General features: G+C 62.8%; 18 protein-coding genes and 1 pseudogene. 9 read left to right on the top strand and 10 right to left on the bottom strand.

The genetic code is table 11. The features are described 5' to 3' along the window. Positions 1–514: pseudogene (locus AC2FL1_RS21705) on the bottom strand (BCCT family transporter); the annotation flags it as partial. A 165-nt stretch (positions 515–679) separates the two neighbouring features. Between AC2FL1_RS21705 and betI (AC2FL1_RS21700) the strand changes: the two are divergent. Then, on the top strand, positions 680–1,261 hold the full coding sequence (betI, locus tag AC2FL1_RS21700; protein WP_496825006.1) for a choline-binding transcriptional repressor BetI: 582 nt from the start codon (positions 680–682) through the stop codon (positions 1,259–1,261). Between the two features lie 90 nt (positions 1,262–1,351). Next, positions 1,352–2,158 carry an isocitrate lyase/PEP mutase family protein gene (locus AC2FL1_RS21695; protein ID WP_496878294.1) on the top strand — a complete coding sequence of 269 codons (807 nt, stop codon included), beginning with the start codon at positions 1,352–1,354 and terminating at the stop codon, positions 2,156–2,158. A 20-nt stretch (positions 2,159–2,178) separates the two neighbouring features. Here the strand turns inward: AC2FL1_RS21695 and AC2FL1_RS21690 are convergent, their stop codons facing one another. From AC2FL1_RS21690 to AC2FL1_RS21665, 6 genes are all read right to left on the bottom strand, one after another. After that, a complete protein-coding gene (locus tag AC2FL1_RS21690) occupies positions 2,179–2,538 on the bottom strand; it encodes a nuclear transport factor 2 family protein (RefSeq protein WP_496878293.1) in 360 nt (119 codons plus the stop codon). Between the two features lie 156 nt (positions 2,539–2,694). After that, on the bottom strand, positions 2,695–4,203 hold the full coding sequence (gene betC, locus AC2FL1_RS21685) for a choline-sulfatase (protein WP_496878292.1): 1,509 nt from the start codon (positions 4,201–4,203) through the stop codon (positions 2,695–2,697). Next, the gene (gene betI / locus AC2FL1_RS21680) at positions 4,200–4,772 is read right to left on the bottom strand and encodes a choline-binding transcriptional repressor BetI (RefSeq protein ID WP_496878291.1); all 573 of its coding nucleotides are present in this window, start codon (positions 4,770–4,772) and stop codon (positions 4,200–4,202) included. Before betI (AC2FL1_RS21680) ends, betC begins: the two co-directional genes overlap by 4 nt. 61 nt (positions 4,773–4,833) lie before the next feature. Next, positions 4,834–5,247, bottom strand: coding sequence for a DUF1036 domain-containing protein (locus AC2FL1_RS21675; protein WP_496878290.1), 414 nt, complete (start codon positions 5,245–5,247; stop codon positions 4,834–4,836). 58 nt (positions 5,248–5,305) lie between these two features. Beyond that, positions 5,306–6,217: a DMT family transporter gene (locus AC2FL1_RS21670; RefSeq protein WP_496878289.1), complete on the bottom strand. Its 912-nt coding sequence runs from the start codon at positions 6,215–6,217 to the stop codon at positions 5,306–5,308. 68 nt (positions 6,218–6,285) lie between these two features. Beyond that, the gene (locus AC2FL1_RS21665) at positions 6,286–6,897 is read right to left on the bottom strand and encodes a LysE/ArgO family amino acid transporter (RefSeq protein ID WP_496825012.1); all 612 of its coding nucleotides are present in this window, start codon (positions 6,895–6,897) and stop codon (positions 6,286–6,288) included. A gap of 91 nt (positions 6,898–6,988) precedes the next feature. On the opposite strand from AC2FL1_RS21665, the gene AC2FL1_RS21660 reads away from it, so the two are divergent. Both AC2FL1_RS21660 and AC2FL1_RS21655 read left to right on the top strand, forming a co-directional pair. Continuing rightward, positions 6,989–7,873, top strand: a complete 885-nt coding sequence (locus AC2FL1_RS21660) for a LysR family transcriptional regulator ArgP (protein WP_496878288.1) — start codon at positions 6,989–6,991, stop codon at positions 7,871–7,873. 37 nt (positions 7,874–7,910) lie between these two features. Then, positions 7,911–8,603, top strand: a complete 693-nt coding sequence (locus AC2FL1_RS21655) for a nitroreductase family protein (RefSeq protein WP_496825014.1) — start codon at positions 7,911–7,913, stop codon at positions 8,601–8,603. A 70-nt stretch (positions 8,604–8,673) separates the two neighbouring features. Here the strand turns inward: AC2FL1_RS21655 and AC2FL1_RS21650 are convergent, their stop codons facing one another. Then, entirely contained in the window at positions 8,674–10,449 is a 1,776-nt protein-coding gene (locus AC2FL1_RS21650; protein ID WP_496878287.1) for an SLC13 family permease, read from the bottom strand. A 105-nt stretch (positions 10,450–10,554) separates the two neighbouring features. Between AC2FL1_RS21650 and AC2FL1_RS21645 the strand changes: the two genes are divergently transcribed. The 4 genes from AC2FL1_RS21645 to AC2FL1_RS21630 all read left to right on the top strand — a co-directional run bounded on the left by AC2FL1_RS21645 (position 10,555) and on the right by AC2FL1_RS21630 (position 14,497). After that, positions 10,555–11,295 (top strand): YebC/PmpR family DNA-binding transcriptional regulator, encoded by a 741-nt coding sequence (locus tag AC2FL1_RS21645; RefSeq protein ID WP_496878286.1) that lies wholly within the window; start codon positions 10,555–10,557, stop codon positions 11,293–11,295. A 198-nt stretch (positions 11,296–11,493) separates the two neighbouring features. After that, a complete protein-coding gene (locus AC2FL1_RS21640; RefSeq protein ID WP_496878285.1) occupies positions 11,494–12,228 on the top strand; it encodes a glutamine amidotransferase in 735 nt (244 codons plus the stop codon). Positions 12,229–12,296: 68 nt separating this feature from the next. Then, positions 12,297–13,958: an FAD-binding dehydrogenase gene (locus AC2FL1_RS21635; RefSeq protein ID WP_496878284.1), complete on the top strand. Its 1,662-nt coding sequence runs from the start codon at positions 12,297–12,299 to the stop codon at positions 13,956–13,958. 239 nt (positions 13,959–14,197) lie between these two features. Beyond that, on the top strand, positions 14,198–14,497 hold the full coding sequence (locus AC2FL1_RS21630) for an Arm DNA-binding domain-containing protein (RefSeq protein WP_496878283.1): 300 nt from the start codon (positions 14,198–14,200) through the stop codon (positions 14,495–14,497). Positions 14,498–14,661: 164 nt separating this feature from the next. Here the strand turns inward: AC2FL1_RS21630 and AC2FL1_RS21625 are convergent, their stop codons facing one another. Continuing rightward, entirely contained in the window at positions 14,662–15,447 is a 786-nt protein-coding gene (locus AC2FL1_RS21625; RefSeq protein ID WP_496878282.1) for an MBL fold metallo-hydrolase, read from the bottom strand. A 294-nt stretch (positions 15,448–15,741) separates the two neighbouring features. On the opposite strand from AC2FL1_RS21625, the gene AC2FL1_RS21620 reads away from it, so the two are divergent. Further along, positions 15,742–15,948, top strand: a complete 207-nt coding sequence (locus tag AC2FL1_RS21620) for a hypothetical protein (RefSeq protein ID WP_496825020.1) — start codon at positions 15,742–15,744, stop codon at positions 15,946–15,948. Between the two features lie 272 nt (positions 15,949–16,220). Here the strand turns inward: AC2FL1_RS21620 and AC2FL1_RS21615 are convergent. Then, on the bottom strand, positions 16,221–18,437 hold a 2,217-nt coding region (locus AC2FL1_RS21615; protein WP_496878281.1), incomplete at its 5' end, for a hypothetical protein.

The following is an 18,437-nucleotide window of genomic DNA, read 5'->3' as shown; positions in this document are numbered from 1 at the left end:
GATCGGTAGAGGAATAAGCCGCTGCCAGAATGGTCAGGAACACGATGACGTAGAAGGCGGGCACCACCGTCTCGCCATCGCCGATCTCGGGAATGTAGCCGGGCAGGTAGATCAGGAACAGGCTGGCGGTAAAGGCGCAGGTGCCGATGATGACGATGTTGTTGATCAGTTTCACCAGCGGGATCTCGAAAAAGCCGACGCGCGGTTCGATCACGCAAAAATAGAAGGCGGTCAGGAAATAGAAGGCCCAGATCAGAAAGCCCCAGAACCCGAACTCAATCGCCAGAGGGTTGGCAAAGGCATAGGCCGGATCGTCGGCATAACCGCCGAATTCAGCGAGCGGGAACATGATCAAACCGACATCCAGACCGGATGTGAACAGGATCGCAATGAAGGTGAACAGATGCACCGGCGTCGGGCCGATACAGTCCACATCGCGCCATTTGATGACGCAAAAGGCCACCAGACCAAAGGTCAGCAGCAGCCCAAAGCTCAAGATCGAATTAAGGATCATGGTCCCTCCCTGGGGTCACGCCCGCCCTCTCCTCGGGGCCGGGTCGAATGATGCGGGAAATTAGCACAATAACCTGACCAAAAGAACCAAAACTTGTATTGCCATTCAGGTTTTTCGATAATCCTTTAAACTTGAACCCTTTGGCCGATTGACCAATATGGCCACATGAGACGCAAACGCATTCGGGACATCCGCAATGACGAGTTGGTCGCCGCTGCGATCCGGTCGTTGCATCACAGGGGATTCGGCTCGGTCACCATGGCCGAGATCGCGGGCGAGGCCGGGGCCTCGGCGGCGTCGATCAACTATTACTTCGGGTCCAAGGACCGGCTGATGGAGGAAACGATGCGCCGTCTTCTGTCGATCCTGCACACGGCATTGCTGACCCGACTGGCCGAGGCACGAACACCGCGCCAGCGGCTGCTGGCCATTGTCGAGGCCAATTTCGACGATACGCTGTTCACGCCCGCCCAATGTTCGGTCTGGGTGCAATTCTGGGCCAACGCACCCTATACCAGCAGCCTGTCGCGGCTGCACCGGATCAACCGGGCGCGGGTCGCCTCGAACCTGCGGCACGAATTGCGTGCACTACTGCCCGAAGCCACACGCGGATGGGTCCAGAGCAGCATCCAAGCCTATATGGACGGCATCTGGATCGAAGCGGCGCAGGGGGGGGCGGCACCGGATGCGGCGATGGCGCGGGCCGATGCGCGGGCCTTGACGGAACTGTTGCTGGACCGGCGGTGACAGGCGCGCGCGTCATCGCAGGATTGCCGTTCCTTTTGCGCCCGAGGCCGATATGCTCATCGGGCCGCCAGATCAATGAGGAGTGCCATCATGCGCCGCGAAGAACTGACTGAACGTTTCCGGGCCTTGCACGTCCCGGGTGATCCTCTGGTGATGCCGAACCCGTGGGATATCGGGTCGGCCAAGGTCATGGCAGGTCTGGGCGCGCGCGCGCTGGCGACGACATCGTCCGGACATGGCTTTACCCTGGGTCTGGCGGATGGCGGGCAGATCAAGCGCGAGGTCGCGCTTCAGCATGCCGCCGATATCTGCGCCGCCGTCGATGTGCCGGTGAATGGCGATTTCGAGAACGGGTTCGGCGACAGCCCCGACACCGTGGCCGAGACGGTACGTCTGGCGGCGGAGGCGGGGCTGGCCGGGGTTTCGGTCGAGGATACCGAAATGCCGTCCAAGGGATCGTACCCCTTCGACCTCGCCCTGGCCCGGATCGAGGCGGCGGTGGCCGCCGCCCGCGCGGCGGGCATCGTGCTGACGGCGCGCGCGGATGGCTGGCTGATGCGAAACTATGATCAGGCCGAGGCCTTGCGCCGGTGCCTAGCCTTTGCCCGGGCGGGTGCGGATGTGATCTATGCGCCGCTTGTCGATGCCGATACCACCCGGGCGCTGGTGGCCACCGGGACGCCGGTCAACCTGCTGGCGGCGGGGGAAACGCGGGATCTGACGACTGAACAGATGGGCGCGCTGGGGGTTGCCCGGATCTCGATTGGCGGCGGCCTGGCCCGGGTGACGCAACAGATCCTTCTGGACGGCACCCGCGCCATGCTGGAGCGCGGCGATTTCACCCTGCTGAAGGGTGCGGCAAGCGTGGCCGAGGTCGAGGCTTTGCTGAACGGCTAACGTCCGGCAATCCGGGCCATTCAGCGGATGCGATAGATTTTCGACACGATGCGCCAACTGCCATCGTGCAACAGCAGCGTAAGGAAATCGTCAAAGCGCATGCCGGCCCAGTCGTTTTCGACATGGACCATCGCGATGTCCCCCTGCACCGAAACTGAGCTGATCGCCCAGAACGGATCGGTTACCGCGTCAGCCGCGTCCTCGCACATGGCGATGAAAGCGTCGCGGGAGTTCCAGAGCAGCTCTCCTTCGTAATGGCCCACCTCACTGGCCCGGTCGAAGAATATCCGCTTCAGCGCGGGCCGGTCGCCACGGGTCATCGCCATCACGTAGGTTTCGACAAGCGCGGTCAACGCGGCGATGTGTTCTGATGTGGTCATGATCCCCCTCTTTTGGAACAGGAGTTTACCCGATCATAACCTGATTTGCATGTGCGAAGCGAACGGCTTGAGCGCTGTAAAACCGCCTGGCAAGGCGTGGAAGAATCGGGGCCATGATCATTTCCGTCGCTGCCAGGGTACCATTAGGGGAAACAGCTACTCCCCCCTCGGGAACCTCTGGCTTTCCTCCAGATTATCCAGGTTCATGTGGTTGCGCATATAGCGTTCCGAGGCCTTTTGCAGCGGCTGGTAGTCCCAGGGGTAATATCCGCCCTGGCGCAGCGCCTCGTAGACCACCCAGCGGCGGGCCTGGCTGGCGCGCACTTCGGCATCGAAGCGGTCAAGGTCCCAACGGGCATGGGATTTGGCGCGCAGGCTCTGTACCGTGCCCTGATGGTCGGGGTGATCGGCGAGGTTGGTCATCTCATGCGGGTCAGCGTCCAGATCGAAAAGCTGGTCGGGGTCAAGCGCGCAGCGGTTGTACTTCCATTTGCCGTACCGCATCGAAACCAGCGGCGCATAAGAGGCCTCGGCGGCGTATTCCATCAGCACCGGCGCGGTACGCTCGGTGCCGTTGGCTAGCGACACTAGGCTGGTGCCATCGGTCCAGGGCGCGATTTCGGCCATGTCCACACCGGCCAGTTCGCCCAGCGTCGGGGTCACGTCGATGGTCGAGACCGGCGTGTCGATGCGCCCCGAGGCCATGCCCGGCGCGGCCACCATCAGCGGCACCCGGGCAGAGCCTTCGTAGAAGTTCATCTTGAACCACAAGCCCCGCTCGCCCAGCATGTCGCCGTGATCCGAGACAAAGAGGATGATCGCCTCTTGCCGGGTGGTTTCCAGCACCTCGAGGATCTCACCCACCTTGTCGTCGAGATAGGAGATATTGGCGAAATAGGCCCGGCGCGACTTGCGGATGTCATCCTCGGTGATGTTGAAATTGCGCCAATCATTGGCGTCGAAGATGCGCTTGGCATGCGGGTCGTGATTTTCATAGCCCAGATCGCCCACCTCGGGCAGCAGGTGCTCGCACTCCTCGTAGAGATCCCAGTATTTGCGCCGCGCCACATAGGGGTCATGCGGATGGGTGAAGCTGACAGTGACGCACCAGGGGCGACCGTCCTTGCCGCGCGCCAGATCGTAAAGCTTGGCCTTGGCGTGATAGGCGACCTCGTCGTCATATTCCATCTGGTTGGTGATCTCGGCCACGCCCGCGCCGGTGACCGACCCCATGTTGTGATACCACCAGTCGATGCGCTCGCCCGGTTTGCGATAATCTGGCGTCCAGCCGAAATCGGCCGGGTAGATATCGGTGGTCAGCCGCTCCTCGAACCCGTGCAGTTGGTCGGGGCCGACGAAATGCATCTTGCCCGACAGGCAGGTGTAATAGCCCGCGCGGCGCAGGTGATGAGCATAGGTCGGAATATCGCTGCGGAACTCGGCGGCATTATCATAGACCCCGGTGCGCGACGGCAACTGGCCGGACATGAAGCTGGCCCGCCCCGGCGCGCAAAGCGGGCTGGCGGTATAGGCATTGGCGAAGCGGGTCGACCGCGCGGCCAGCCGTTTCAGGTTGGGCGCATGCAGCCAGTCGGCGGGACCGTCGGGAAAGAGGGTACCGTTGAGCTGATCCACCATCAGGATCAGGATATTGGGTTGGGTCATTTACCAGCCTCGATCAGGGTCTCAAGAACACGCAAAGCGTGGGCGCAGGCAAGGTCGGGCTCTCCGGGTGCGCCCAGCGCGGCCTGGATGTAGAGCCCGTCGATCAGCGCCCGGATATCACTGGCAACCTCCCCCGGATTGCGCACCACAGGGCGCAGGGCATGAACCAGATTGGAATACAGCCGCGACTGATAGATGCGCCACAGGCGCAACGCGTCAGCGTTGGTCTGCGACAACACGTAGAAGGTCATCCATGCTGCAATCACATCCGGGGTGAAACAGGAATGCGCGAAACAGGCCCGCACAATGGCTTGCGGCCGGTCGGCTGGCGTGCTGGCCTTCATCTCGGCCCGCGCCTCATCACCGAATTCGGTCAGGATATGACGCATGGCGGCCAGAAAGATCTGGTCCTTGCCACCGAAATAGTGATGCGCCAGCGCGCTCGACATGCCCGCCCGGCGGGCGATCTGGCTGACGGTGACATCGAGGCTTTTCTGCACGCCCAGTTCTGCTATCGTCGCCTTGACGATCGCGTCGCGCCTGATCGGTTCCATTCCGATTTTCGGCATGCCCTCTCCTCAGCGCCAATGGATTCCAGAAAACGCTAGGGAGTTTTTATTGACGCGTCAATCAATCATCGGCAAGTCGAACCAGAGGTGACAGCTCTAACCGGAAACCGGTCGCCGTGGGGCCGGTATCAACCTCGCGAAACAAGTTGGTGACAAGGTCGCGTTCCCGACAGTTTTCGGCGCCGACAATGTCAAAGACACCCTGCTTGACGCAAAAGGCGATGTCATGGTGGTCAAACACCCACCCCTCGGCCAGCGCGGTCACGTAATAATAGCGATTGGTCAGATCGCCCTCCAGCACGGTCTGGCATTGATCCGGTGCGAACACATACCAACCCTGGCTGACCCAGTCCTCGCCGCCACGAAAGGCGAGCGCCACCGATTGCACAACCGGCGTGTCGTTGCAGATCTCCAGCCCAGCTTGCGCCGTTCCGGGCGCCAGCAACAGGCAAAGAATGGCAATCGCGCGTTTCATGCGCCCTCCTTCTTTCGCGCCCGAGCCAATGCAATTGTCGGGCAATCGTGCAAGCGGCTCAAAGCTTGGGCGCGATGCTGGGCGGGGTGATCGGGCGTCGTTTCAGCACCGCCTCGCGCCAGGTGATGAAACTGACCGAGGCGAGGATCAAAGTGCCGCCCGCAACCACCCAGATATCGACCCCCTCGCCAAAGACCAGCGCGCCCAGCAAGGTGGCCCAGATCAGTTGCAGGAAGGTAACCGGCTGGGTCACCGCCACCGGCGCCGCCTTGAGTGCGAGGGTCATGAAGTAATGCCCGGCAGTGGCAAAACTGGCTATGGCGAACAGCACCCCCAGCTGTTGCCAGCTTGGGGTCTGCCAGACCGCCACCGCAAAGGGGATCATCGCTACCGTGACCCAGATCGACAGATGCGCCACCACCACGGCAGGGCTGAGATCCTCGACCGCCGCCTTGGCCAGCAGATAAGAGCCGCCCAGCGTCAGCGTGGTCCCGAGCATCGCCAGATGGCCCGGCGAGATCTCTCGAAAACCGGGACGCAGGATGATCGCGGCGCCGATCAGCGCCACGAAGATGGCGGTGATCCTTCGTGCCGCCAGCGTCTCGCCCAGGAACAGGGCCGCGCCGAGACTGACATAGACCGGGGTGAGATAGTTCATCGCGGTGACCTCGGCCAGCGGGATGCGGGTCATGGCAAAGAACCACAGCATCACCCCCACCGCATGGATGGCCCCGCGCAGGCCGAACATGGTCCAGTGGCGCCGGGTCAGCCGCGCCGCCAGCAGGCTGCGCAGCGCGGGCAGCACAAAGACGATGCCCAGCAGATAGCGCAGAAAGGCCGACTGGATCGGGTGCATGCCCTGCCCCATCGACTTGACCAGCGCGGTCATCACCACAAAGCACAGTCCCGCCGCCAGCATCCAGAGGATGCCAGCCAGCGGACGGGAGTCTGGGGTCTCGGGCAGAGGCATATCAGGGTTGAACACCCATTCCTGCGCCGGGGCAACCCTTCACATGCGAACCACCCGCGATTGCCCGGTCACATCAGCAGCAGCTTGGCCGCGATGGTCCACATGGTCAGGGCGATCACCGTGTCAAGCACCTGCCAGGCGCGGGGGCGTGCAAAGACCGGCGCGAGTAGACGTGCCCCGTAACCAAGCGAGAAGAAGAAGGTGAAACTGGCCAGAACAGCGCCAAGCCCAAAGCCGAGCCTGTCGCCATATTGCGCCGAGATCGAGCCGATCAGCACAACGGTATCCAGATAGACATGCGGGTTGAGCCAGGTGAAGGCCAACACTGTCAGCAGCACCGGGCGCAGGGCGGCTCCTCCGCCGCTGCGGGCATCGTCGCCGGTCATCAGCGCCTCGGTCTTGGTCAGTGCCGCAAACAGGCTGCGCGCACCGTACCAGATCAGGAAAGCCGCCCCGCCATAGCGCATCAGCGGCTCGAACCAGGGCACGGCCGTGGCCAGCCCTCCGAACCCGGCCACGCCCGCGGTGATCAGCACCGCGTCCGACAGCGCACAGGTCATGCAGACAGCAAAGACATGCTGACGCCGCAGCCCCTGCCGCAGGACAAAGGCGTTCTGCGCCCCGATAGCAAGGATCAGGCCGAAACCAAGGGCAAAGCCGGCGACAATGGCAGAGGACATGGGGCGGATTCCCGTGAGGTTGCCAGGTTTGACTAGAGAGCGGCGCAGGTTTACTCCAGTTAAAGATTGTTAGCCTGAATTAGGAACTCTAATGCAGTTCGACCCGCAACAGCTTGCCGCACTGGCCGCCATCCTGCGGCTGGGCAGTTTCGAGGCCGCCGCCGGAGCGCTCTCGGTCACACCATCGGCAGTGTCCCAGCGCATTCGCGCGCTCGAGGAGAAAGTGGGCCTGGTGCTGATCCATCGCGGTCCACCCGCAACGGGCACAGCCGCCGGTCTGCGGCTGGCGCGACATGCCGAGGATGTGGGTTTGCTGGAGGCGCAAGTGAGCCGCGACCTTGCCCTCGACCAGGGTGCCGGGCCGGTAAGGGTCCGGATCGCGGTCAATGCGGACAGCCTGGCAACCTGGTTTCTGGAGGCGATGTTTGGCGTCAAGGGCGTGTTGTTCGATCTGGTTATCGACGATCAGGACCATTCCGCCGAATGGCTGCGGCGCGGCGAGGTCAGCGCAGCGATCACAGCCCACGGCAGACCGATTCCGGGCTGCGACGCTCATCCGTTAGGCGCGCTGCGTTATATCGCGACGGCCAGCCCTCGCTTCATGAAACAGTGGTTCGCGGGCGGGGTCACACCCGAGGCGCTGTCTCTCGCGCCCTGCCTGACATTCAATGCCAAGGACCAATTGCAACAGCGCTGGATCGAAGCGCAGACCGGGATGCAACTGGCACCCCCTACGCATTTCCTTCCCTCCTCGCAGGGCTTCGTCGATGCCGCGCTGGCAGCTATGGGATGGGGAATGAACCCGCGCGCGTTGGTCCGAAAGCATATCGACCACGGCGACCTGGTACCGCTAATCCCTCACCAGCCGCTGGATGTACCGCTGTCCTGGCAGGTAAGCCGGGTATTGACGCCTGCGCTTGCCCCACTCACCCGCGCGGTCCGACAGGCCGCAAGCCTGGGCTTGATCCCTGGTTGAGCGCACCGGATAAAGAAGTGCCGGACAAGGAGAAACCATGTTTACCCGCACCCAACTCAGCTATCGCGCCATTCCGCTTCCCGACCGGACCGAATTGACCGATGCCCAGATGCTGGCGGCGGCAGAGGCATTTCACGACACCATGCGTCGGCGCCACACGGTACGCAATTACTCGAACCGGCCGGTGCCGCGCGCGGTGATCGAGTCGTGCCTGCGAACGGCGGGCACCGCACCTTCGGGCGCCAATCACCAACCCTGGCATTTCGTAGCGGTGGCCGATCAGGAGTTGAAGGCGCGGATCCGGGAGGAGGCCGAGGAGGAGGAGCGGCGGTTCTACGCGGGCGGCGCGGGAGATGAGTGGATCAAGGCGCTGGAGCCGATCGGAACCAATGCGGTGAAAGAGCATCTGACGGACGCGCCCTGGTTGATCGTGGTCTTTGCCCAGCGCTGGGGCCAGTTCGACGATGGCACCCGCTACAAGAACTATTACGTGCCCGAGAGCGTGAATATCGCCACCGGATTCCTGCTGGCGGCACTGCATCATGCGGGGCTGTGCGCACTGACCCATACGCCCAACCCGATGCGGTTCCTCAACGACGCGCTGGGGCGGCCCGCCTCCGAGAAACCCACGATGATCATCGCGGTGGGTCACCCGGCAGAGGACGCGACCGTGCCCGAGGTAGCCAAGATCAAGAAGCCGCTGAGTGAGATCGCCAGCTTCGCCGAGTAGCGGTGCCGTTTTCCGGCACGGAAAACGGGTCGGAAAATTTGCAATTTTCCGTCACCAGCTCCCGATCCGGTCACATCGGCCAGAACAGCAGGATGGCCGGGATGGTGACCGCCACGATCAGTATCTCGAGCGGCAGGCCCATCCGCCAGTAATCGCCGAAATGATAGCCACCCGGACCGAGGATCAGCGTATTGTTCTTGTGTCCGATCGGGGTCAGGAACGCCGCCGAGGCCGCCACGGCCACCGCCATCAGGAACGGGTCGGGCGAGACGCCCAGCGCATTGGCCATCTGGATGCCCACCGGTGCGGCAACAATGGTCGTCGCGGTGTTGTTGAGCACATCCGACAGGGTCATCGTCACCACCATCAGCACCGTCAGGATCGCCCAGGCCGGCCAGCCCTCGGTCAGTGTCACCAGCCCGCCCGCGATCAGCTGGGTCCCGCCCGAGGCCTCGAGCGCAGCGCCCAGCGGGATCATCGAGCCCAAAAGCACCACCACCGGCCATTCGATATGGTCGTATAGCTCGGCAATCGGCAGGATGCCGGTCAGCACATAGGCCACCACCACCAGCCCCAGCGCCACCGGCAGGTAGAGAAGCCCGACCGAGGCCGCCAGCACCGCCGCGCCAAACAGGCCGATGGCCAGCCATGTCTTGTCATTGGCCGTCACGCTCAGACCCCGCGTGGCCAGTGGCAGGCAGCCCAGCCACTCGGTCACATCCGGCCCCCGGTCGCGCGGGCAGAGCAGAAGCAGGATATCGCCCGGCTGCACCTCGGTCCGGCGAATGTGCTGGGTGATCCGGGTGCCCTGACGCGAGATGCCCATCAGCACCGTGTTCTGCCGCCAGCTGAGGCCCAGCCCCTGCGCGGTGCGCCCGGCGATGCGGGCACCGTCGGTCACCACCACCTCGAGCACGTCCAGCCCCTCACCCGCGGCCGTCAGCGCCTGCTGCCGCTCCTTGTCCGAGAAATCGAAGCTGAGCGCGGCGCGAAACTCGTCCAGCGCCTCGGGCGTGGCCTCGATCACCAGCGTATCGCCAGCGGCCAGGATGGTGTTGGCGGCGCGACCATAGCGGCGCTTGCCGTCGCGGATCAGGCCCAGGATCGCCACGTCGGCCTTTTCCGCCTCGGCATCCAGTTCTGCCAGGCGTTTGCCGATATGGGGCGACTCTTCTGGCACCGTCAGTTCGGCGATATATTCAGCCAGCGCCTCGGCCGCCTCGGCGGCACCACCGCCGCGCGTCGGGATCAGGCGCCAGCCGATCAGCGCCACAAAGATCAGACCAGCCAGCGCCGCCGCGCCGCCAACAGGGGCGAAATCGAACATGCGATACGGCTCGCCCAGCGCCTCGGCCCGGATCGAGGCGATGATGATGTTGGGCGGCGTGCCGATCAGCGTGACCATGCCGCCCAGGATGGTGGCAAAGGACAAGGGCATCAGCGTCAGCGCCGCCGCGCGCCCCGCCTTGCGCGCGGTCTGAATATCGACCGGCATCAAGAGCGCCAGCGCCGCCACGTTGTTCATGAAGGCCGAGAGCACCGCGCCGATCCCGCCCATAAGAGCGATATGAGCGCCAAGCCCGCGCGAGGCATCGACCAGCGTGCGGGTGATCAGGAACACCGCGCCCGAACGCACCAGCCCCGCGGACACCACCAGCACCAGCGCCACCACGATGGTGGCGGGATGGCCAAAGCCTGAAAACGCATCCTTGACCGGGACCAGCCCCAGCACGACCCCGGTCAGCAACGCGGAAAACGCCACCAGATCATAGCGGAACCGCCCCCAGAGCAGCAGAGCAAAGACGGCGGCGAAAAGGGCGAAAAGCAGGATCTGGTCAATCGTCATGGCGTCAGCATAGAGGGCGCCGCGCGGCCTGCAACCGGCTCCCTTGATCCCGCCCCTTCTCCTTGTCTATATGGGCGCCAACCAGCAACCAGCGACGAGGACATCATGGCCGGCCATTCCAAATGGGCAAACATTCAGCACCGCAAGGGACGGCAGGACGCAGCGCGGTCAAAGCTGTTCTCGAAGTTCTCCAAGGAGATCACGGTTGCGGCCAAGATGGGCGACCCGGACCCGGACAAGAACCCGCGCCTGCGCCTGGCGATCAAGGAAGCCAAATCGCAGTCGATGCCCAAGGACAATATCGAGCGCGCGATCAAGAAGGCGATCGGCGGCGATGGCGATGCTTATGAGGAAATCCGCTATGAGGGCTATGGCCCCAATGGCGTGGCGGTGATTGTCGAGGCGATGACCGACAACCGCAACCGCACCGCGTCGAACGTGCGCTCGACCTTCACCAAGCATGGCGGCAACCTGGGCGAGACCGGATCGGTGGGCTTCATGTTCGAGCGCAAGGGCGAGGTCATCTATCCCGCCGAGGTCGGCGATGCCGACACGGTGATGATGGCCGCGATCGAAGCCGGCGCCGAGGACGTGGAAAGCTCGGACGAGGGCCACATCATCTATTGCGCAGATACCGACCTGAACGAGGTATCGAACGCGCTCGAGGCCGAGTTGGGCGAATCGGACTCGACCAAGCTGGTCTGGAAACCCTCGACCACCACTGAGCTTGACCTCGAAGCGATGCAAAAGCTGATGAAGCTGGTCGATGCGCTGGAAGATGACGACGACGTTCAACGAGTGACCACCAATTTCGAAGCCTCCGACGAGGTGATGGCGGCGCTATAAACACGCCCAAGGCAGGGGGCGCTGCCCCCGCCGCCCGTTCCGGGCGACTCCCCCGGAGTATTTCCGACCAGAAAGAAGCAGCAGGGCCTGCTCTCTTCATTCCGCCCGAAATACTCCGGAGCGCGAGGCAGAGCCTCGCTTCGCCCTCTGCGGATGGCGCGCTTGCCCGGAGGAGCGCCGCACGTTAGACGAAGCGCCATGAAACGCTTTCTGATCCTGCAACTGCGCCCCGAAACCGATGCTGCTGACGCCGAGTTCGCCTCGATCCTCGACAAATGCGGGATCGGGCCGGAGCGGGTACACCGCATCCGGCTGGATTGCGAGGACCTGCCCGAGGGGTTGGATGTGACCGATTACGCGGGCGTCATCGTTGGTGGCGGCCCCGGCTGTGTCAGCGACGACCCCGCCACCAAACCCGCGGCCGAAACGCGGATCGAGGCGGCGATCATGGGGCTGATGCCGCAGATCACCGGTGCCGATCATCCCTTCATGGGGTGTTGCTATGGGCTGGGCGTGCTGGCGGCGCATCTGGGCGGCGCGGTCAGCAAGGCGCGCTATGGCGAGCCGGTCGGCCCCTCGACATGCTCGCTGACCGAAAGCGGCGCGAGCGATCCGCTGACCGCTGGCCTGCCGCCTGTCTTTGACGCCTATGTAGGCCACAAGGAGGCGGTGCAGGCGCTGCCGCCGGGCTGTACCCATCTGGTCGCCTCGGACCCCTGCCCCTTTCAGATGATCCGCTGGGGCGAGAATGTCTATGCCACCCAGTTCCACCCCGAGGCGGATGCGCATGATTTCGAACAGCGCATCCGGATCTACAAGGATCACGGCTATTTCCCGCCCGAGGATGCCGCGCGGCTGATCAGGCTGTGCCATTCGGCCGAGGTTACGGCCCCCGGCGAGATCCTGCGCCGCTTTGCCCAGCGCTACGGCTGACCCAACGGCGCCGTTGCCTGCTGGCCCGCCCCCGTCCTAGGCTTAAACCGGGACAAGGGAGGATGGATATGGGCGCGAATACCGCCGATGCGATCATCGTGGGCAGCGGGCTGGCCGGGCTGGTTGCCGCCGCCGAACTGGGCGACCGGGGCAAGCGGGTGATCCTGCTGGACCAGGAACCCGAGAGTTTCCTGGGCGGCCAGGCCTTCTGGTCGCTGGGTGGTCTTTTCATGGTCGACACTCCCGAACAGCGCCGCATGGGCATCCGCGACAGCGCCGATCTGGCCCTGCGCGACTGGCTGGGCAGCGCGCAGTTCGACCGCGCGGAAGACACCTGGCCGCGCAAATGGGCCGAGGCCTATGTGGAATTCGCCGCTGGCGAGATGCGGCCCTGGCTGCACACGATGGGCCTGCGCTGGTTCCCGGTGGTGGGCTGGGCCGAACGCGGCGGGTCCTATGCCGATGGGCATGGCAATTCGGTGCCGCGCTTTCACATCACCTGGGGCACCGGTCCAGGCGTGCTGGAGCACTTTCTGCGCCGGATGCAGGACCACGTGGCAGCCGGCCGGATCGAGCTGCGGTTTCGCCATCAGGTCAGCCATATCATCATGCAGCACGGTGCTGCGACCGGGGTTTCGGGCGAGGTACTGGCCCCGGACACCGCCCAACGCGGGCAAAAGACCAATCGCGACGAGATCGGCGAGTTCGAGGTTTACGCCCCCTCGATCCTGGTCACCTCGGGCGGGATCGGGGGCAATTTCGACCTGGTGCGCAAGGCCTGGCCACGCGACCGGCTGGGAGAGCCGCCCCGGAACATGGTGGCAGGCGTGCCGTTCCATGTTGATGGCCGGATGATCGCGATTTCGGAACGCGCGGGCGGCCATGTGATCAACGGCGACCGGATGTGGCATTACACCGAAGGCGTGCGCAACTGGGATCCGATCTGGCCCGACCACGGCATCCGCATCCTGCCCGGCCCCTCGTCGATGTGGTTCGACGCGCGCGGCAACCGGCTGGCGCCGCCCTGCCTGCCCGGGTTCGACACGCTGACCACCCTGCGCGAGATCCTGAAGACCGGCCATGATTACAGCTGGTTCCTGCTGACCCAGAAGGTGATCAAGAAGGAATTCGCCCTGTCAGGGTCCGAGCAGAACCCCGATTTCACCTCGGGCAAATGGTCCGAGGTGATCCGCCAGCGCATCCTGTCGGGCAAATCCGCCACCGCCCCGGTCGAAGCCTTCAAGGAGCATGGCGAGGATTTCGTTGTCGCCCACAGCCTGAGCGAGCTGGTGCGCGGCATGAACCAGCTGGGCGAGGTGGCGATTGACGAGGATCACCTGCGCGCCCAGATCGAAGCGCGCGATGCGCAGATGGACAACCCCTTCACCAAGGACGCGCAGATCATGGCGATCCACGCCGCGCGCAATTATCGCGGCGACCGGCTGATCCGCACAGCCAAGCCCCACAAGTTCCTTGACCCCGTCAACGGCCCGCTGATCGCGGTGCGCCTGCATATGCTGACCCGCAAGACGCTGGGCGGGTTGCATACCAATCTGGATGGCCAGATGCTGGGTACCGATGGCCAGGTGGTGCCGGGCCTCTTTGCCGCCGGAGAGGTGGCGGGATTCGGCGGCGGCGGCTATCACGGCTACAACGCGCTCGAAGGCACGTTCCTTGGCGGCTGCATCTTCTCGGGTCGCAATGCCGGGCGATCGCGGGCCATCGCCTGATGACCGCGCGCCGGTTGCATCCCGGCAACATCGGGGTGCGACCCGCAGGTTCGGGGCAAGTACTTGATATCTTGTGCTGGGATGGTGCCTCCACACGGAGCTAACAGCTTGTTTTTATGATCTTTTGCAACCTTAACCCAACCGCACCCCCCATATCTTCAAGAACCTGACCTCTCAAGTCGTTTTGTTTGATCCATAGTGTTCCTGTATCAAAGGGTGGATAAAGAGGGGGGCATGAAATGCGGGCGATCGATAGGCTTTCAGCCCAGAGCATCAAGTCCCTACCGGCAGGGAAACACTGCGACGGAGCTGGCCTCTGGTTGATCAAGCGCCCTGATGGCGGAGCACAATGGGTGTTGCGCGTTACCGTTCATGGCAGACGGCGAGAGATAGGATTAGGCGGCGCCCCGGCGTTGTCTTTCGCCGAAGCACGCAAACAGGCAGACCGGTTGCGCAAAATGGCACGATCCGGCAGTGATCCCATCAAAGAGCGCAAAACCGAAGCTCGGGCGGCCAGGAGAGAGAGGATATTTCGCTAGGGTCAGCAGCCGCTTCCAATCGCCGAAGGTCAGCGCTTCAGGCCAACCTGCTGAAAAGTTATTGTAACCTACGCGCTGGAAATGGCTGCTTTGGGAGCGCGGTCAAACCTCGACCCGCTGCATCGCCGCAAGGCGGCAAAGAGCCCAAGGCAGAAACTTGAAGTCTACAACTCGATCAACGAACCTGCGCCAGGGCGGTCGTAGCCAAATTCCGTCTGAAGGCGGGCCTGGATGTCGAAGGAAACACAATGAACAGGCAATAATCGCGGAATATTCTCGGACCTGAACCATTCAATTGTCTCGTCCACTGCGGGCTTCTCGGGATTGACCAGATGGAAACCACCGATGACGGCATGAAGCGACTGACCTGTGACGTCCTTGGCGTGTGTGCAGATGTTGCAAATCCCGCTATGTGAACACCCGGTTACAACTACGCACCCGTTTTCGGTTCGAAACGCCAGCGCGGTGTCATCAGGCATAGGATCTTCATAGTAATACCCGCGTTCAAAAGGGACGACCCGTGGGATTTCGCCGAGGAAAAATGCACCTGGCGCAAACTCAAGGGGTTCCGCGGCCTCCACGATCTCAAAATCTGACCGGATCTTCTGTTCTATTTCATTATAGTTGTGTGGAAGATGACGATCAGGCGGCTCGATGAATGGGTCCAGCATAGCCAACAGTGCCCTTGGGTGGACGATTAGTTTCTTCTTTTGCGAAAAGGGATGGAACAGCAGGCCCCGGGAATGGTCACTGTGAAAATGTGAAAGGGCGATTACATCCGCCGTGTCCAAGTCAAGCTTTGCGGTCTCAGCATTCCGGCACCACACGTCCGACCAGCCGGCATCAAAGATTATCTTCGTATCGTTGTAGTCAATCCAAGCCGAAAATCCCCATTCGGCGAGCCAGCACATGTCAGAAACCAAGTTCTCGTTCAGCAGTCTGATTTTCACGGCTTCCTCCCCCAAGTCGTCTGTTCTTGAACGTATCTTACCACAATTCGAGTCAGCTCCGGAGAATTTCAGTATGACCGCTCTGTCCGCAACTCGGACATCGATGCCCCGAAACTCGCTGCGGTCGTCACGAATGGCCGCTTTTCTCCCTGCGGCGCGGCTAATAATTTTGGCGTTCGCATTGCTGCAAGTGCGAGCGATAGCGTCGGATCATGTCTCCGAATGGGATGAACCGGCTGCTTCCCCCGGTGGGTTAACCTGAGAGGGTTACCCGAAGCAGAAAGAGAAGCAGTCATGAGCACACGTAAAGCCGAAGACCTTTCTGGCCTGTCGGTGATTGGCGACGACATCGGCAAGGACGTCTTTCAATTGGTCGGTTTCGACTCGGAGAGCAATCTGGTCCTGCGACGAAGGATCAACGGCATCGTAGATGCGTGTGTCATGGCGGCCTCTTCGAACAGGGGATGTGTCGGATGCTCGGGTGTCGAGCCGTGTGAATGAAAAGCGTTCCGCCATGTGACTGCACATGAACGTCGCTTCGTAGGTCCGAGTTCGCGTGGCAAGGCGTCTCTGGCTCCGGGGCATCACAACGGCTCCTGACCTCAGGGAGTACGGGGTCAAGAGTGCATGATTCCGTGGCCAAAAACAGGGTTTCCCTATCTGCCCCCCGACATTCACAGCATTTGCGGTGATAACCGGCCCACCCTCACACCCGAGGGTCTACTAGACACTCAGGTCGGGCAAGCGCGGCGTGCCGCGCCTGCCCAACGGCGTCACTCGAAGAGCTCGACGTCTTCGCCCTCGTCGCCCTCGTTGTCCTCGTTGCCCTCGTCGCCTTCGTTGTCCTCGTCGCCTTCGTCGCCTTCGTCGCCTTCGTCGTCCTCGTTGTTCTCGTCGTCCTCGTTGTTCTCGTCGCCCTCGTTGCCGCTGTCGGCGTTTTCGTCGTCGCTGCCTTCGTCGTCCTCGTCGTTCTCGTCACCTTCGTTGCCCTCGTCACCGTCGGGGGGCGCGACTTCGTCGCCTTCGTTTTCCTCGTCGTCCTCATCGTCTTCGTTGGCTTCGTCGCCCTCGTCGCCTTCGTTGGCTTCGTCGCCCTCGTCGTCCTCATCGCCTTCGTCGCCTTCGTTGTTCTCGTCTCCTTCGTCATTCTCGTCACCTTCGTCGCCTTCGGTGCCGAAACTCAGCCCTTCGTCGCCTTCATCACCCTCGTCGCCCTCGTTGCCTTCGTCGCCCTCATCGCTTTCGCTGCTTTCCTCCGGGTCATCGCCTTCGTTGGCTTCGTCGCCTTCGTCGCCTTCGTTGCCTTCGTCGCCTTCGTCTCCCTCGTCGTCCTCGTCGCCTTCGTCGCCTTCGTCTCCCTCGTCCGATCCGAATTGCTCGGTCAGGCCGTCTGCGATCTCGTCTTCCTCGTCGCCTTCGTCATTTTCGTCGCCCTCGTCGGCTTCGTTGCCTTCGTCGCCTTCGTCGTTCTCGTCGTCCTCGTCCCCTTCAATACCTTCGTCGCCCTCGTCGTCCTCGTTGCCTTCGTCGTTTTCGTTGCCTTCGTTGTCCTCGTTGCCTTCGTTGTCCTCGTTGCCTTCGTCGCCTTCGTCGCCCGCCTCGAGGCCCTCGTCGCCCTCGTCGCCCTCATCCTCCTCGTTGTTTTCGTCGTCCTCGTCGTCTTCGTTGCCCTCGTCGCCGTCGCCAGCCACCTCGTCGCCTTCGTTGTCCTCGTCGCCTTCGTCGGCTTCGTTGGCTTCGTTACCTTCGTTGCCCTCGTTACCCTCGTCGCCTTCGTTGCCTTCGTCGCCTTCGTTGCCCTCGTTGGCTTCGTCGTCTTCGTCACCCTCGTCGTCTTCGTCGCCTTCGTCGTCCTCGTTGCCTTCGTTGCCTTCGTTGTCTTCGTTGCCTTCGTCGTTTTCGTTGCCTTCGTTGGCTTCGTCGCCTTCGTTGCCTTCGTCGCCCTCGTCGCCTTCGTTGCCTACTTCGAAGCCACTGCCTTCGTCGCCTTCGTCATCTTCGTTGCCTTCGTCGTTCTCGTCGCCTTCGTCGGCCTCGTCGCCTTCGTCGCCCTCGTCGCCTTCGTCGCCTTCGTTGTCCTCGTCGCCTTCGTTGTCCTCGTTGCCCTCGTTGCCCTCGTCGTGCTCGTTGCCTTCGTCGTCCTCGTTGCCTTCGTCGCCCTCGTCGGCCTCGTCGCCTTCGTCGAGTTCGTTGCCTTCGTCGTCCTCGTTGCCTTCGTCGCCCTCGTTGGCTTGGCTCAGCTCCTCGTTGCCTTCGTTGTGCTCGTCGCCTTCGTTATTTTCGTCGTTCTCGTTGGCTTCGTCGCCCTCGTCGTCCTCGTCGCCCTCGTTGTCCTCGTTACCTTCGTCGCCCTCGTCACCATCGCCGAAGCCCGAGGTTTCATCGCCCTCGTCATCTTCGTCGGACTCGTCGGCCTCGTCGCCTTCGTCGCTCTGGTCAAAGGAGGCGTCCGAGTCGTCGCCTTCGTCGCCTTCGTCGTCCTCGTCGTCTTCGTCGGATTCGTTGCCTTCGTCACCTTCGTCTGCTTCGTCACCTTCGTTGTCTTCGTCGCCTTCGTCGCCTTCGTTGTTCTCGTCGCGCTCCTGACCTTCGTTGCCTTCGTCGCCAAAGAACTCGGCTATCTCGTCGCCCTCGTCGCCTTCGTCGGCCTCGTTGCCTTCGTCGTGCTCGTCACCTTCGTTGCCTTCGTTGCCCTCCTGGGTCGAAAAATACACGAAGCTGCCCGGGTCAGAGGCATCGCCATTGAGTTGCAAGATTGCGCCTTCGTCGCCTTCGTCGTACTCGTCGCCCTCGTCGGCTTCGTTGTTTTCGTCGCCCTCGTCGTCCTCATCGCCTTCGTCGCCTTCGTCGGTGCCGCGATCGCCGCCGGTATCGGAGATCTCGTCGCCTTCGTCGCCTTCGTTGTCCTCGTCGCCTTCGTCATCTTCGTCGCCTTCGTCGGCTTCGTCACTGCCTTGAACCACGAGGGCAAATGTCAAGGATTTGTCTGG

The organism is Ruegeria sp. YKSF070 (assembly GCF_059612725.1).
Note: the sequence above shows the minus strand (reverse complement) of the source record. Positions and strands in the feature narration are given on the sequence as shown.

Coding starts and splice junctions, on each gene's coding strand:
- betI (WP_496825006.1), top strand. CDS start 680: ATGAGACGCAAACGCATTCGGGACATCCGCAATGACGAGTTGGTCGCC.
- AC2FL1_RS21695 (WP_496878294.1), top strand. CDS start 1,352: ATGCGCCGCGAAGAACTGACTGAACGTTTCCGGGCCTTGCACGTCCCG.
- AC2FL1_RS21635 (WP_496878284.1), top strand. CDS start 12,297: ATGGGCGCGAATACCGCCGATGCGATCATCGTGGGCAGCGGGCTGGCC.
- betI (WP_496878291.1), bottom strand. CDS start 4,772: ATGCCGAAAATCGGAATGGAACCGATCAGGCGCGACGCGATCGTCAAG.
- AC2FL1_RS21665 (WP_496825012.1), bottom strand. CDS start 6,897: ATGTCCTCTGCCATTGTCGCCGGCTTTGCCCTTGGTTTCGGCCTGATC.
- AC2FL1_RS21675 (WP_496878290.1), bottom strand. CDS start 5,247: ATGAAACGCGCGATTGCCATTCTTTGCCTGTTGCTGGCGCCCGGAACG.
- AC2FL1_RS21620 (WP_496825020.1), top strand. CDS start 15,742: ATGAGCACACGTAAAGCCGAAGACCTTTCTGGCCTGTCGGTGATTGGC.
- AC2FL1_RS21690 (WP_496878293.1), bottom strand. CDS start 2,538: ATGACCACATCAGAACACATCGCCGCGTTGACCGCGCTTGTCGAAACC.
- AC2FL1_RS21640 (WP_496878285.1), top strand. CDS start 11,494: ATGAAACGCTTTCTGATCCTGCAACTGCGCCCCGAAACCGATGCTGCT.
- AC2FL1_RS21655 (WP_496825014.1), top strand. CDS start 7,911: ATGTTTACCCGCACCCAACTCAGCTATCGCGCCATTCCGCTTCCCGAC.
- AC2FL1_RS21645 (WP_496878286.1), top strand. CDS start 10,555: ATGGCCGGCCATTCCAAATGGGCAAACATTCAGCACCGCAAGGGACGG.
- AC2FL1_RS21650 (WP_496878287.1), bottom strand. CDS start 10,449: ATGACGATTGACCAGATCCTGCTTTTCGCCCTTTTCGCCGCCGTCTTT.
- betC (WP_496878292.1), bottom strand. CDS start 4,203: ATGACCCAACCCAATATCCTGATCCTGATGGTGGATCAGCTCAACGGT.
- AC2FL1_RS21670 (WP_496878289.1), bottom strand. CDS start 6,217: ATGCCTCTGCCCGAGACCCCAGACTCCCGTCCGCTGGCTGGCATCCTC.
- AC2FL1_RS21630 (WP_496878283.1), top strand. CDS start 14,198: ATGCGGGCGATCGATAGGCTTTCAGCCCAGAGCATCAAGTCCCTACCG.
- AC2FL1_RS21660 (WP_496878288.1), top strand. CDS start 6,989: ATGCAGTTCGACCCGCAACAGCTTGCCGCACTGGCCGCCATCCTGCGG.